The 13,465-nt window shown below is 55.4% G+C and carries 12 protein-coding genes; 1 reads left to right on the plus strand and 11 read right to left on the minus strand.

The window, feature by feature from the left end:
* Positions 1 to 16: 16 nt before the first annotated feature.
* The 6 genes from IPM31_02295 to IPM31_02320 all read right to left on the minus strand — a co-directional run bounded on the left by IPM31_02295 (position 17) and on the right by IPM31_02320 (position 7,805).
* Positions 17 to 2,077 (minus strand): 4Fe-4S binding protein, encoded by a 2,061-nt coding sequence (locus tag IPM31_02295; GenBank protein ID MBK9005803.1) that lies wholly within the window; start codon positions 2,075 to 2,077, stop codon positions 17 to 19.
* Between the two features lie 51 nt (positions 2,078 to 2,128).
* Positions 2,129 to 4,519, minus strand: coding sequence for a cation-translocating P-type ATPase (locus IPM31_02300; GenBank protein ID MBK9005804.1), 2,391 nt, complete (start codon positions 4,517 to 4,519; stop codon positions 2,129 to 2,131).
* 99 nt (positions 4,520 to 4,618) lie between these two features.
* Positions 4,619 to 5,284 carry a sulfite exporter TauE/SafE family protein gene (locus IPM31_02305; GenBank protein MBK9005805.1) on the minus strand — a complete coding sequence of 222 codons (666 nt, stop codon included), beginning with the start codon at positions 5,282 to 5,284 and terminating at the stop codon, positions 4,619 to 4,621.
* Positions 5,285 to 5,359: 75 nt separating this feature from the next.
* Complete coding sequence (locus IPM31_02310; GenBank protein ID MBK9005806.1) at positions 5,360 to 7,087, minus strand: cbb3-type cytochrome c oxidase subunit I; 1,728 nt, start codon at positions 7,085 to 7,087, stop codon at positions 5,360 to 5,362.
* A gap of 11 nt (positions 7,088 to 7,098) precedes the next feature.
* Positions 7,099 to 7,617, minus strand: a complete 519-nt coding sequence (locus IPM31_02315; protein ID MBK9005807.1) for a cytochrome C oxidase subunit II — start codon at positions 7,615 to 7,617, stop codon at positions 7,099 to 7,101.
* Between the two features lie 29 nt (positions 7,618 to 7,646).
* Positions 7,647 to 7,805, minus strand: coding sequence for a hypothetical protein (locus tag IPM31_02320; GenBank protein MBK9005808.1), 159 nt, complete (start codon positions 7,803 to 7,805; stop codon positions 7,647 to 7,649).
* 309 nt (positions 7,806 to 8,114) lie between these two features.
* Between IPM31_02320 and IPM31_02325 the strand changes: the two genes are divergently transcribed.
* Complete coding sequence (locus IPM31_02325; protein MBK9005809.1) at positions 8,115 to 8,528, plus strand: c-type cytochrome; 414 nt, start codon at positions 8,115 to 8,117, stop codon at positions 8,526 to 8,528.
* Positions 8,529 to 8,752: 224 nt separating this feature from the next.
* Here IPM31_02325 and IPM31_02330 read toward each other — a convergent pair whose 3' ends face one another.
* From IPM31_02330 to IPM31_02350, 5 genes are read right to left on the minus strand one after another with little or no spacing between them, the layout of a single operon-like run.
* Complete coding sequence (locus IPM31_02330) at positions 8,753 to 8,944, minus strand: hypothetical protein (GenBank protein ID MBK9005810.1); 192 nt, start codon at positions 8,942 to 8,944, stop codon at positions 8,753 to 8,755.
* Entirely contained in the window at positions 8,941 to 9,945 is a 1,005-nt protein-coding gene (locus IPM31_02335) for an ABC transporter ATP-binding protein (GenBank protein ID MBK9005811.1), read from the minus strand. Before IPM31_02335 ends, IPM31_02330 begins: the two co-directional genes overlap by 4 nt.
* A 60-nt stretch (positions 9,946 to 10,005) precedes the next feature.
* The gene (locus IPM31_02340; GenBank protein ID MBK9005812.1) at positions 10,006 to 10,971 is read right to left on the minus strand and encodes an ABC transporter ATP-binding protein; all 966 of its coding nucleotides are present in this window, start codon (positions 10,969 to 10,971) and stop codon (positions 10,006 to 10,008) included.
* The gene (locus IPM31_02345; GenBank protein MBK9005813.1) at positions 10,968 to 12,305 is read right to left on the minus strand and encodes an ABC transporter permease; all 1,338 of its coding nucleotides are present in this window, start codon (positions 12,303 to 12,305) and stop codon (positions 10,968 to 10,970) included. Before IPM31_02345 ends, IPM31_02340 begins: the two co-directional genes overlap by 4 nt.
* Position 12,306: 1 nt before the next feature.
* Entirely contained in the window at positions 12,307 to 13,428 is a 1,122-nt protein-coding gene (locus IPM31_02350; GenBank protein ID MBK9005814.1) for an ABC transporter permease, read from the minus strand.
* Positions 13,429 to 13,465 lie beyond the last annotated feature (37 nt).

Here is a 13,465-nt window from a genome sequence, read left to right on the forward strand (position 1 = left end):
ACGGCAACTGTACTCTTTATCTCAACACGAACATATCCGTCTTTTCGTCGTACGCCAGAATACTCACCTGTCCCTTTTCAAAATTCACTTCGCCCGAAAACGCCAATCGGTATTCATCTGAATCATCTTTGATAAATACTTCCACGAGGCGCGTTCCAGAGTCCACTTCGACGAACTCGAGCGCGGCGATGCGCCCATTGCCGCTGACGCCGGTCGGTTTGAAGACATCTTCGAAGACGGTCTCGCCGTCAATGACAACGCGCACGCTCATGGGGTAATGCGTGCCGCCGAAGATCTTCTCCGGGTCGGCGCCTTCGGGCAGGGTGATTCCCTCGGGGATTTCGGCAAGTTCCACCTTGCCTTTCGCATCCACCGCAATGCGCAAAGCGGATTCGTCCGCCGCCGCCATTCCCGTGCGGATGTCCAACGGCAGGGCGAGCGCAAACAAGCCCAACAACAAAACTGTGCCAAGCAATCCGCCCACCAGCGACGGCGCAAGTTTGTTGCGTTGCTTGATCTCCGGCAGGATCGGTTGAGGTTTATTTTTCTGACCCGCCTCGCTATGCAACTCATCGAGCAGTTTTTCCACAGGCTTCGGGTCGGTCGGCGTGGCTTCCAGCCAATGCAACCCTTCCCCCACCAACGCGGGACGATTGTTTAACCGATTCAGAATCGAATAGGCGTCTTCACGGTTCACATTGTCGTAGTATGGAGACGACAACAGCACAACGTCGCGCGCGCCTTCGTTTGGCAGGGACTTGATCCAATCGATGTTGACCGCGCCAATGCTCGGCAACACCGCTGTGACGACCCGCGCCGAATCCTCCGACCCCCAATCTGTCACGCCGACTGAGGCTTTCTCCTCATTGACGTTTAACTTCGCGGGCAAGCCGCCCAGCGTTTGGGTTCGCTGGCTGGCAAACAACACCGTCACGGGATGCCCGTCTTTCACTTCGCGTTTCAGCGCGCCCTTCACCACGCCAAAGACCTGCTCGCCGTTATAGCCGCCTTTCAAATCCAACGCGTCGACCGGGCACGCGCCCACACAGATCCCGCAAGCCGTGCATTGACTCGCATTCACCACCGCCAGCTTCGGGTATCCCGAATCGTCGTTTCGTTCCACCATACGGATGGCATCATACGGACAATCGGTATAACACAGCGTGCAACCCGTGCATTTCGCGTCGGTGACGATCGCGGGACCATTGTCACGACCGGAGGCAAGCCACGGGAGGAAGAACAGGCTCCCCACAAGCAGGATCGCCAATCCCCAAAAGATGACGTTCCCCCACATATCCGTTAGAGGCAGAAGGATGAGATACAGGCTGTCCACCGGCACCGATTCGACCATGCGATTGAGATCGGCGGGCTGATACGACATGGCGGGCTTAATCAACGAAAGGACGATCAGCCCAACCAACGCCTGAAACGCCGCCCAGCGCGGAGTCCACCAGCGGGCGCGCGAGAGGCGCAAACTGTGAATATTGATGGCAAAAAACGCAATGAGCGGCACGAACAAATGCAGGAACAGGATGATGACGAAGTTCGAAAATGTGCGCGAGGCGAGGTCGGTCGAGATATACGTCAGACCGGAATAGCCCGCGATATTTTTCATCATGAATTCGGTCATCCATTGGGCGCGCTCGTCCCAGATCATCCAATAGCCGAACGTGCCGGTCAGCCACACCATCGCCAACATGATCCAGCCGCTCGTCCACGCCAGCCAGCGCGGACCCCAGAAACGGTCGCCCAAAAACATGCGGCACAAGTGCAGGACGATGAGGATGATCATCGCGTCGGAGGCGTAGCGATGCACACTGCGGATCAACGAGCCGTACCAGGTGGAACTGATCTTCGCCACCGTATCGTACGCCACTTCCGCGCCGGGGCGATAGAAAAGAGTCAGGTACGCGCCGGTGGCGATCAACACCACCAACATAAAGATCGTGAGCGTGCCGAGATGATGGAACGGATTGAAATCCGATTTGACGAAGCGGCTGACGACCCCCTCCACAGAGATCCAACCTTTTTCAAAGGCGCGTATGAAGCGCCGTTCAGAATAGAGTTTTTTAGTCATCGGTTCCTTTGTATCGTTAATGGTTTCAAGTAGCAATTTCGCCCAGCAGACTCACGATTCGACCACCGGGGTTTCTTCGGTCAATAATGGAAATCTATTCATCTTCATCGCATTCGACGTGACGAAGATACTGCTCGCCACCATCGCAAACGCGGAAAACACAGGTTGCAACAGCCCAGCCATCGCAAGCGCAACACCGACGATGTTGTACACCACAGCCCAGCCGAGGTTTTGCCGCACGCGCCGCATCGCCTCGCGCGACAGATCGAACAGCCACGGGATCACGCGCAGATCGTCGCGCATCAACACAATGTCGGAGGCGGAACGAGCCACATCCGCGCCGTGATTCATCGCCAAGCCCACCGTCGCCGAGGCGAGCGCGGGTCCATCGTTAATTCCATCGCCGACCATCGCGGCATTCTCGGCGAGCCGCTTCATTTTTTCATCGGGCGTCAGCGCCGCTTGCACAGGGATTCCCAACACACTCTGCCAGCGTTCGCCCGCGCTTAACTCATCGCCGGTCAACACGCCGAGGGCTAACCCGCGCGATTGCAGTTGATTCAAAACCTCGCTGGATTCATCGCGGATGGTTTCATCCAAAGACAGGATGCCGCGGACTTGCCCTTCCCACCCCGCATAGACGACGACGCGCCCCGCTTCTTTCCACGCCTCAGCCTGGTCGCCGATTTCGTCCGGCATCTCCAACCCTTCGGCAAACATCAGGCGAGAAGAGCCGATTGTAATTTGGTAATTGGTACTTGGTAATTTTCCTGTCACGCCAAACGCGGGAATGGCTTTGAACGATTCAGGCTTGATGAGTTCAACTTGATTCGCTTTGGCATACTCCACGATCGCCTTCGCCAGCGGGTGTTCGGATTCATTCTCGATAGAAGCAACCACTTCCAAAAACCACTTTCCACTTTCCACTTTCTTATTCGATTCATCTTTTCCCAAAAACACACCATGCACTTTCATCGGCAGTTGAGTCAAAGTTCCCGTTTTGTCGAAGAAGACCCGATTCACTTTCGCCAGTCGTTCGAGCGCGGCGGCGCTTCGCAGGATCACGCCCGATTCGGCGGCGCGTTGGAGCGAGAGCCAAAGAGTCAACGGTGTGGCAAGCCCCAACGCGCACGGGCAGGCGATCAGCAACACAGATAGGGCGACGATCAATCCCTTTTCCGCGCCGCCGATGTGACTCCACACGAGGAACGCGATTGCGGCAAGCGTCAACGCGGCGGGCGTCATCCACGCGGAGAGTTTGTCCACCGTTCGTTCGAGCGGAGAACGCGCCCACAACGCCTCGTGAAGCAGGCGTCCGATCTGACCGGCCATGGTCGACTCTCCAACAGCCGTGGCGATCACTTCAAAACTGCCGTCCAGGCTGATCGTCCCGGCTTTGACCACGTCGCCTGCTCGGTGAGTCACGGGTTTGGGTTCGCCGGTCAGCAACGACTCGTCCACATCGCCCTCCCCGGTGGCGATCAAACCGTCCACCGGGAAACGTCCGCCGGGCTTCGCGCGGACGCGCATGCCGGGTTTGAGATCGGCAACACTCACTTCCTTATCCGCTTCACCGGTGACAACCCAAGCGGTCTCTGGAATTTGTTCGAGCAATTTCATCACCGCGGTGTTACTCGATTTATGCGCTTGCATTTCAAGCCAACGCCCCACTGAAACTAAAAAGATGAGCATGGTAGCGGTGTCGAAATACAGCCCGCCATGACCCACGATCAAATTGCGGACGGATAAGCCGAACGCCGAAAACGTTCCGATCATGATGAGGGTGTGGATGTTGGGTTGCCCACGCAGTAAACTCGCAAAACCCGCGCGCAGAATGGGCAAGCCAAGCAGAAGCAACACGGGGATGCTTGTGACCATCATCATCACTTGGAAGAAATCGACGAGCGGTTGCGATTCGGGCGTTGCCCAGTTGAAAATTTCGCGCGCGTAGATCCCCGCGCCCACGATCATGTCGTGCAGTACCATCACGCCGCCGATGAGCAGGCTTGTGAAAAACGCATCTTCCTCATCGTAGGGTTTTTCGTCGGGAAGCGTGGCTCGATAACCGAGCGAGCGGATCCGTTTTTTGAGCGTTTTGGGATTGGTGATCGCGCCATCGAACGTGATGTTGGTTTGCCCCTGAATAAAACTTGTTTCAGCGTTCACCACTCCTTTGGTCCGTTTGAGTTGTTCACTGACCAGCCACGCGCACGAGGAACACCACATCCCATTGAGGCTGAGGGTGATCGTTTCAGCGTTTTCCGCGCTCGCCGTTTTCGTCACGGGCGTTGATGGAGACTCTGCCAGCAATGCCGCCACTTCTCTGCATGAGGGACAGCAGAAGATGTCTCCTTGCTCGTTGGTGAGCGGATGCAGGGTGGTCAATCCGCACAGGGAGCAGGTGGAGAGTAGTTGCGTGGTGGGGTAGTTGGCGAGTTGCATGGGTGTGTGTTATGTGGTGCGAGTTGCAAGGTACAAGTTACGTGATACGAGTTACGGGATACGTGTCTACTTGTTTACGTGGTTACCTATATACATCCTTTACCATACCATCATCTCACCGATCATCAGATGGTCTACCCAGCCGATCACTGCAAACCCGCGCATGGCAAATTGAAAGCCGAAGAGCATCATGACGAAGGCGGCGAGTCCGCGCGACCAGATGCGCGAGTGAGTTTTATTGGCGAGCCATTTTACTGCGAATAAACTGGGAACAGTGGCAATGCCGAAGACAAGCATGTTGAGCGCGCCAAAGACAGCCGACTTGGATGCGATCGCCGTCACTAGCGCGGTGAGGACCAAGCCGCACGGGAGGAGTCCCCAGAGGAGGCCGAGCAGGTAAGAGGTCGGGAGCGAAGCGGTTTTGAAGGCGCGGATGGCGCGTCCCCAGCGTTGAGTCAAAGAAGAGAATAAAAGTTCGGGCGAGGCAGTTAATCCAATAAATGCGGATGCCATGTAAAAGGCGACGAGGGCAAAGAGGATCGAAAGCGCGGCTTGCAGTTTGTCGAGCGACCAGAGGGCTTGACCAAAGGCGCCGAAGATCAAGCCGAGAACCGAGTAGGTGGTGATACGCCCGGCGTGCGCAAGCGCCCAGGCGACTTTATTTTGAAATACGGGCTGGCGGTCGAATAGAATCACAACAGCGCTGCACATCCCCACACAGTGACCCAGACTGCCTAACAAGCCCAACAGCAACGAAGCCAACATTGTTTACCGCAAATGTACAAATATACACGAGAAAACTTCGGAGGTCTTGCGACCTCCGAAGTTTTTTGATTCAAACTATCGGATGAACCACGTGCGCCCGAGGAGCCACCAATTTGTCAGATAGTAGACCGCAAACCAAACGAGGAAGGCAATGACCAATACAAAAGAGCCTTTCGGTTGATTTTGCTTGCTTTCCATATCGTGTTCGGTCAACTTCGTGGATTCAAGCACGGGGTTGTTGTCGCCGGAAACGAGGAGCAGTTTGCTCGCTTCGAGGCGCGGGCCGGTGAGGATGGAGGTCAGCACGATGGCGACGTACATGATGCCGCCGATGACCGCAATGATCGCGCCGATGCCGAAGATGGCAAGCGATAACTCAATGGTGCCGGGGACGACGCCAGCGAAGGTGATGTCCCAGTTGCGGCGCGAAACGCCTTGCAAGCCGCTGACGATCATGCCAAGGGAGACGAGGAGCATGCCAAAGCCAAACACATAGGGTTGCCAGACCGCCCACTTCTTGAGTTTCAGTTCCTTGCGGAAGATGAGCGGGATCACATAGTAGGTGAAGCCCATGAAGGCGGTTGTCGTTCCAGATACCACTGTGGCGTGGAAGTGACCCGGCAAGCGCATGGTGTTGTGAACCAGCAGGTTGATTTGCTCGGTGCCGATCACCACGCCGGTCACTCCGCCGATCCAGCCGAACATGACCATGGAAACGACCAGGGCGGCGAAGCCCGGTTCGCCCCACGGGGCGTTACGGAGCCAGCCAAACAAGCCTTTTCTGAAACCTTTGGCGCGCAACGCAACTTCCAACGCGGCGGGGATGGAGAACGCGTGCATCATCGAACCAAGCACGGCGAGGTACATAGCGTAGGAGGTGTTGACCGCCTTCCACGAGAACGACAGACCCGGGTCCACCAGCAAGTGGTGAGCCGAACCTAAGTTAATGAAGAACAGGTACAACACGAACGCAAGACGCGAGAACTTTTCGTTCACCGGGCGAATGCCAACGGTGATCTGAGCAAGCGAATACCAGATCGAGATCATCGCCGCGAGGTTCACTTGTTGAGCAGGATGCCCGAAACCCCAGAAGAAGTTGCGGTAGATACCCGGATCAAAACTAGGAAGCACGCCCAACGACCAGAGGAACGCCGGCACAACCGCCGCCGCGCCTTGAAGCAGGGTGTAGGTCGCCAGAATGGCGGCGGTCATGAAACCAAAAGCCACAAGCGGCAACGAACCTTCAAAACGCTTTTCGCGTTTGGCGACCACAATGTTGATGAAGAAGGTGATCACCGCGATCAACGCCCCGACCGCGAACAGAATATAACTCAAGTAGAACAAGGGACTGGCTTTGAGCGGCAGGTAGGCTGTATATGCCACGGTGTTCTTCGCGTCGAACAACACGACGAAATTCGCCATCAGCCCGCCGACGGTCATGAGGATGAAACCGAGCCAGGCGGCTTTGGGCGCGGCGTGCCGCGCATTGAGTAACACGGTCGAACCGAAGTGCAAGCCTGCCATCTCGAAAAAGACCATCCAGGCAATGAGCATGTCGATGCCGTGGAGGGTTAGCAAGCGATAGAACCAGGTAGCATCCAGCAGGTGGATCGCCTGCCAGCGCGTGAGCGCGATCAACAGCGCGGCGATCCCGCCGAGGGTCAAGGTGACGACCGCCATCACCGCGTTGGCGATGATCAGGCGTTCGGCGTGCATATCCACTTTTAGGGTGAGGACCGGGCAGGTGCGATAGTCGTCCTTCGAGTCCTTCGCCCAAGGGAATGTAGGCGCAAGAGTTGCCATTGCATCTTCTCCTATTTCACGATGATCTTGCCCACCATGGTGTGGTGACCAAGATAACAATATTCATTACAAACGATGGTGAACTCGCCGGAAGAGGTTGGCGTGATCGTCGCAACGTAATCATAACCCGGCAGAACTTCCAGGTTGATATTCACGGGCTGCAGAGAAAAGCCGTGCGCGTAATCCATGGAGGAAATATGCAGGCGATATTCTTTGCCTTTTTCCAATTGCAGGATGGGATACCACTGCCAGGCGCTGGCGCGAATGTACACGTCGCTGCCGGGCGGCGGCGCCACCACCGGAACGCTGTTCTCCTCCCCCACTTGATACTGGGCTACAAATTCATTCACCGTTGCGGCATACTGTTGCGGCGTAGTGCGGTACGTCTCCGCGGGCACGTTCTGCTTGCCCATGTAATACCAGAGCGGCATCATCACGGTTAAGAAAATGCACCAGACGAGAGCCACAGTGAGCCATGTCTTCTCGAGGCGACCTAACGGCTTCCACCAATTTTGTTCAGGCGCTAACATGATTTCAATTCTCCTTTTGTGATGTTCGGCTAGGGCGCCGGGGGAATGCTCAACAGGTTCGAAATTCCCCACACATTGTAGATCAATGTGCTGATGAGCAAAGACAGCAGGAACAACAACCAGATATTATCGAATATCTTCTGACCCAGCGATACGGGTTCGTGCTCTTGCTTTTCCTTCTTGGACATGGCATTCTCCTTTAGTAGTTGTTCAACTTCCAAAGCCTAAAAATTTGTCCAATCATAGCATTGTAGGTTACAAAACAAATGTGAAGAATGTCACAGGATGTGATATGACATTTATCAGTATTGGACAAAATGGCTCTAGTTATAAAAATTCGCTTCATGTCTCGATGGACGGCTGATCTTCACCTTGCGGTTTTTCGCCTCCGTCAGCCCACAGACAATCATCATGCCGCAGGGGTAACAATTGTCACTTTGACAATCCCATGTAAATCTCATACAATTTATCCATATTCAACCCGGAGGTTAATAATAATGAAGAAGTTCGCTCTACTACTCTCAATCCTTGTGGTCGCCACAATGATTCTGGCGGCATGCGGCGGCGGTGGGAATTCTGAAGCAACAGCCACCCTGGAACCCGTACCGGCCGATTTCGCCGGCAAGACCAACCCGCTCGGAGCCGATGCGGCAACGGAAGGCGCAAAGGTCTTTCAAGTGAACTGTGAACCGTGCCACGGACCGCAAGGCCATGGCGATGGTCCGGCAGGCGCGGCGCTCGACCCGAAACCGAAGAACCTGGGCGAGTTGCAACAACGCGCTTCTGATGATTACTTGTTCTGGCGCGTGAACACCGGCAAGCCCGGCACCTCCATGGCGCCGTGGGCGGGTATTCTCACCGAAGAACAGATCTGGCAAGCGATTGCGTTCGTGCGCACCTTGACGCCGTAATCGTTTTTCAAACAAAAAAAGAGCGCTGCTTTTGAAGCAGCGCTCCTTTTTTGTTTATGAAACTTTCTTCGAATCCTGGATCCGCAACATCACATCATATTTCGCGTCCAACAAATGCTTTGCGCTTATTACAAATCACCAGCGCCTCACGTAAGTTCAGGCGACTGGTCGAGCCGCCTGCCTTGACGCCGCGCAACTGCGTCAAGAACTATTTCCAACCGAGTCTATTTCCTGATTCGCGCATACAGCGCAAAGCCGATCGTGCCAAACGCCAGCCCGGCGACTGAGGCGCCCCACGAGAAAAAGTTCAACATGAAAGTTGATTCGAGAACGTGAATCACCATGAGGAACGGCAGGACGATACCCGTCAGCATCAGGGTCACGCCAAACAAGAGGAGAAAGCGGGGGTGTGTCATTGCGGTTGATACAACCAACACGCCACAAAATGATGCGGCTCAGGCTCAAAGTCTAGCGGCTCTTTCTGGTCGCATAACCCGGCGATCGCCCTGGCGCAACGCGGGTGGAAGCGGCAACCTTTCGGCGGGTTCACAAGACTCGGCGGCTCGCCGGGCGGCACTTCCTTGAACGAATCAGCGTTACGCGCATCGGGGTCGGAGGTGGCGGCGAGCAACGCATGCGTGTACGGATGCAGGGGGTTCTCAAGCAGGCGGCGCGTATCCGCTTTTTCGATGAGATTCCCCGCATACATCACAAAAATACGCTGAGAAAAATATTTCACCGTCGAGAGATCGTGAGTGATGTAGATCACGGAAAGACCGTGAGATTCCTGCAAGGCATGCATGAGTTTCAAAATCTCGACGCGCACCGAGGCGTCGAGCATCGATACTGGTTCATCAGCCACGATCAACTTCGGTTCGCGCAACATTGCCCGAGCGATCACAATGCGTTGCTGTTGTCCACCGCTGAGCATGTGCGGAAATTTCGGCAAAAAGTCATCCACCGGATGGAGCTTCACTTCCGTCATCACTTTGTGGATGCGCGACAACCGCTCCTCCCTGCCCTTCAACCCGCTGATGATGAGCGGTTCTTCCAAAATCGTTTGCACGCTCATGAACGGCGGCAAGGCGCCATACGGATCTTGTTGCACATACCCGATCTTGAAACGGTATTTCTGCAACCCGCCGCCTTGTAGCTCCGAGAGATTTTCTCCATCAAAAACGATTCCCCCGCTGGTGGGCATGTTCAACCCCAGGATGGTTTTCATCAGGCTGGATTTCCCGCATCCCGATTCTCCGACGACTGCCACCGTCTCCCCTTCTGCCAGCTCAAAACTGACGCCATCCACCGCTTTAACATACCCAGCATGCCCAAAGCCAAACCGGCGCAATTCGTACCACACGCGCAGATCCTGCACAGACAGCAACGGTTGTGCCTCGTTGATTTTTTCAATGCTCATCATCGCCTCGCGCAAGTCGGTAATCATGCCTCGGTACTCCTATGGTTGGTTCCGCGATTCTCAAGCGTGCAACCAGCATTTGACGCTTCGCCCATTCTTTTCAAACACGGGCGGTTCTTCGACACATTTTTCAAATCGGAACGGGCACCGCGCCGCAAAACGGCACCCCTTTGGAGGGCTGATCAGGCTGGGCGGCTGGCCGGTAATAAACATCGGGTTCGATTCGCTGCGCAGGCGCGGCACGCTCGCCATCAACATCTGCGAATACGGGTGAAGCGGCGCGGGAAAGAAATCTCTCGCGTGACCGGTCTCCACGATCTGACCGGCGTACATGATGGCAACCTCGTCCGCCAGTTCGCTGGAGGTGGCGATATCATGCGTGATCAAAATAAAGGATGTGCCAAGTTCGTGTTTGATCCGTTTGAGAACGTTCATGATGTTGGCTTGGGTAAGCAGGTCGAGGGCGGAGGTCGGCTCATCGAGGACGATCAGGCTGGGGCTGGTGACGAGCGCCATCGCCAGGGCCACGCGCTGACGCATCCCGCCGCTCAACTCAAAGGGGTAGCGGCTGACAAAATCCTGCGGCACGCCCACATGCTGGAACATTGTTTGCGCGAGGTGCATGGCTTCGGCTTTGCTCAGTCCCAAATGAATGATGGCGGGTTCCGCCACCTGTTCTCCAACGCGGATGACCGGGTTGAGGGCATTCATCGCGGCTTGCGGCACCAGCGAGATGCCCAGCCAGCGGACATTCTTGCGGAATTCCTCATCATCGAATTCCATCACATCCGCGCCCTGCAAGAATACCTTGCCGTCGTATTTATCCACATTGCGCGGCAGGAGGCGGAGCATGGCTTTCGCCAACGAACTCTTCCCGCAACCCGATTCGCCGAGAACGACGACCGCGCGATTCGAGTCGAGCGTGAAATTGACGCCGTCTACGGCTTGCACCGCGCCGCCGCGTGTTTTGAAATGCAGTTCGAGTTTTTCGATCTGAAGGAGTTTGCTCGATGTGGTTTGGTTCATGCGTCTCTCAATTTGGGGTTGAAGATACGATCCAGGGCAAAGCCCAGCATGGCAAACCCCAGGCCAGTGATCATGAGCAGGATGGTCGGTTCCAGGATCCAGTAGTAATAGCCGCGATACAACGCGCCGTTCATATTGGCATCCTGAATGATCTTGCCCCAGGTCGGCAGGACCGGGTCACCCAAGCCCAGGACCGCCAACGAGGCTTCGAGGAAGACAAAGGCTGGCACAGAGGAAACCAGCCCCGGGATCAGCAATGGGATCATGCGCGGGATCAGGTAAAAGAACACGATGCGGATTCCACTTGCCCCATAGGCGCGCGCTGCCTCAATGTACATGGATTGCTTCACCTGGAGAAATATCGAGCGAAACCCCTTGATGGCGCCGGTAAAAATACTCAGGGCAATGGTTGCGCCGAGGATCACCCACAGACTACGCGAGTAGAACGTGCCGATCATGATGAGAATGGACAGGAAGGGGAGAACAAGGTTCACTTCGGTAATGCGTTGGATCAATTCATCGACCCAGCCTGAATACCACGCGCCCAGCGCGGCGATGATCATCGTCAATACCGAGGAACCGAGCGAGGCGATCAAGCCGAACGTCAACGCAACGGGAGCGCCCCACAATAACGGCACCATCAGATCGCGGCGCGCCTGATCGGTGCCCGCCAACCCATAGACCTGACCATGAAAGACGAATTCGGCATCTACGCGCGAGTCGGGCTCAAAGGTGGTGGCGGTGATGAGGAGACGATACTGCCCCTTGACCGGCGAACCAGTTTCACGGTCCGAGAAGAGCGAGGCGATCGTATCGTCCGTTTTGAGGCGGGCTTTGAGTTTTTCATCCTGGGCGAAACGATAGGTAAATTCCTTGCCGATCGCCATGTTTGCGATGCGTATCGTTTGCCCATCGGGGGTGAGCCATTCGAGCGAAACGAATGGTTGCTTCTCGGCGTAGCTCGATTTGAAATACAGGATCATATCCTGCGGGTAGGTATCATAGGTGAAATCGAAGGCATAGTTGGCGAGCAACTCGCCTGTGCCTTCCGCGCCGGGCGTGAATTCGCCGGTCAGGCTTCCATCTCTGGTAGTGACCGAGAACGATTCGGCGTATTGTGTGGACGAGAAATAATTGATCCATGCGGGCGCGGCAAACTTCGGGTTTTGATACCAGACTTCCTCCCCTCCTCGCCACAGGCGGATGGCTTCGCGATACGGAATCTTCAGCATGGCATACACAGCCAGTAACACAAGCAGGAGAACGACGAACGATCCAAACACAGCGGATGGGTAATAAAAAAACTTTTGAATCGAATTTTTCAGCGCGGTCATCTCAGCCCCCAACTTTTACGCGCGGATCAACGAGAGAGTACGTGAAATCGAGCAGAAATACTGTCATGGCAAGCAGATAGGCGTAAATAATGGTCGAGCCGACGATGATAGGAATGTCATATAACCCGATCGCCTGAAAGAGCGCGCGCCCCAGCCCGGGCCACAGGAAGACCGTTTCGGTGATGGTCGCGCCCGTCCATAGCGTGATGATGAGCAGGGCAAAATTGGTGATGATGTTGGGAAGCGTGGGGCGCAAAATATACTTCCGTTCCACATCGCGGGCGGGCAAACCTTTTGCCTTTGCCATATCCACGTAATCTTCGCTGGAGTAAATCAGGAAGAACGTGCGGTAGTTATAAATGCTCAGAAAAAACGAACTTAGCACAAGAGAGAAGGTGGGGAGGATCAAATGTTTAAGCAGGCTCAAGGAGTAATCGAACGGGTTGGAGGGCGGGGGGGAATCCACCATGCCGCCGAAAGGCAACACTTTCAACAATGCCGCAAAGATCAGAATGAGAAAGATGCCGTAAAACCAGGGCGGCACCGCGGAGGTCGGCGATAATGCAACGACCAGTTTGTCCCAAAAATTTCCATACTTGCGGGAAAGATTTAAAGCGAGCAGAATGCTGGAGAAAAACAGGAATAATTGCGAGATGCCCATTAATAACAGCGTGGCGGGCAGGCGCTCCAGCAAGATGAGGCGCACCTGCTTCGACCCCGAGTCGCTGGTCATATTCATGGCGCGCCCCAGGTTCAAGGTCAGCGCGTTCGCAAGATAGCGCGCATTCCGCGCCGCGATGGGCACATCCAAGCCCATGCGTTTTTCCTCCGAGGCGATCTTGTCTTTAATCAATTGCTGGCGAACTTCGAGGTCCATGGCTTGTCCCGCGGGGCTGTTGATGATCGCCTGCGTGACGCGGTCTCGAATCTCTCCGCGCATGATCTCATCCACATAGCCGCCCATATTGGCGATGACGATGGTGAGATAAATGCCAATGATGACGGTGACGAACAACGTCAACAGGCGCGTGATGGAATATCGCAAGATACGGAGCAACGAGCCGTAGCGCGTCGATCTCTGGGAAACCAACGAATCGGTTGTGGGTTGGGTTATCACTGCCATGCATGCCTCGCTCATTTTCTTGAATGAACTCACAGGG

The organism is Candidatus Defluviilinea gracilis (assembly GCA_016716235.1).
Classification (GTDB): domain Bacteria; phylum Chloroflexota; class Anaerolineae; order Anaerolineales; family Villigracilaceae; genus Defluviilinea; species Defluviilinea gracilis.

Excerpts from the sequence above, each read along its gene's own strand:
- IPM31_02295 (MBK9005803.1), bottom strand. The coding sequence starts at position 2,077 with ATGACTAAAAAACTCTATTCTGAACGGCGCTTCATACGCGCCTTTGAA.
- IPM31_02300 (MBK9005804.1), bottom strand. The coding sequence starts at position 4,519 with ATGCAACTCGCCAACTACCCCACCACGCAACTACTCTCCACCTGCTCC.
- IPM31_02305 (MBK9005805.1), bottom strand. The coding sequence starts at position 5,284 with ATGTTGGCTTCGTTGCTGTTGGGCTTGTTAGGCAGTCTGGGTCACTGT.
- IPM31_02310 (MBK9005806.1), bottom strand. The coding sequence starts at position 7,087 with ATGGCAACTCTTGCGCCTACATTCCCTTGGGCGAAGGACTCGAAGGAC.
- IPM31_02315 (MBK9005807.1), bottom strand. The coding sequence starts at position 7,617 with ATGTTAGCGCCTGAACAAAATTGGTGGAAGCCGTTAGGTCGCCTCGAG.
- IPM31_02320 (MBK9005808.1), bottom strand. The coding sequence starts at position 7,805 with ATGTCCAAGAAGGAAAAGCAAGAGCACGAACCCGTATCGCTGGGTCAG.
- IPM31_02325 (MBK9005809.1), top strand. The coding sequence starts at position 8,115 with ATGAAGAAGTTCGCTCTACTACTCTCAATCCTTGTGGTCGCCACAATG.
- IPM31_02330 (MBK9005810.1), bottom strand. The coding sequence starts at position 8,944 with ATGACACACCCCCGCTTTCTCCTCTTGTTTGGCGTGACCCTGATGCTG.
- IPM31_02335 (MBK9005811.1), bottom strand. The coding sequence starts at position 9,945 with ATGAGCATTGAAAAAATCAACGAGGCACAACCGTTGCTGTCTGTGCAG.
- IPM31_02340 (MBK9005812.1), bottom strand. The coding sequence starts at position 10,971 with ATGAACCAAACCACATCGAGCAAACTCCTTCAGATCGAAAAACTCGAA.
- IPM31_02345 (MBK9005813.1), bottom strand. The coding sequence starts at position 12,305 with ATGACCGCGCTGAAAAATTCGATTCAAAAGTTTTTTTATTACCCATCC.
- IPM31_02350 (MBK9005814.1), bottom strand. The coding sequence starts at position 13,428 with ATGGCAGTGATAACCCAACCCACAACCGATTCGTTGGTTTCCCAGAGA.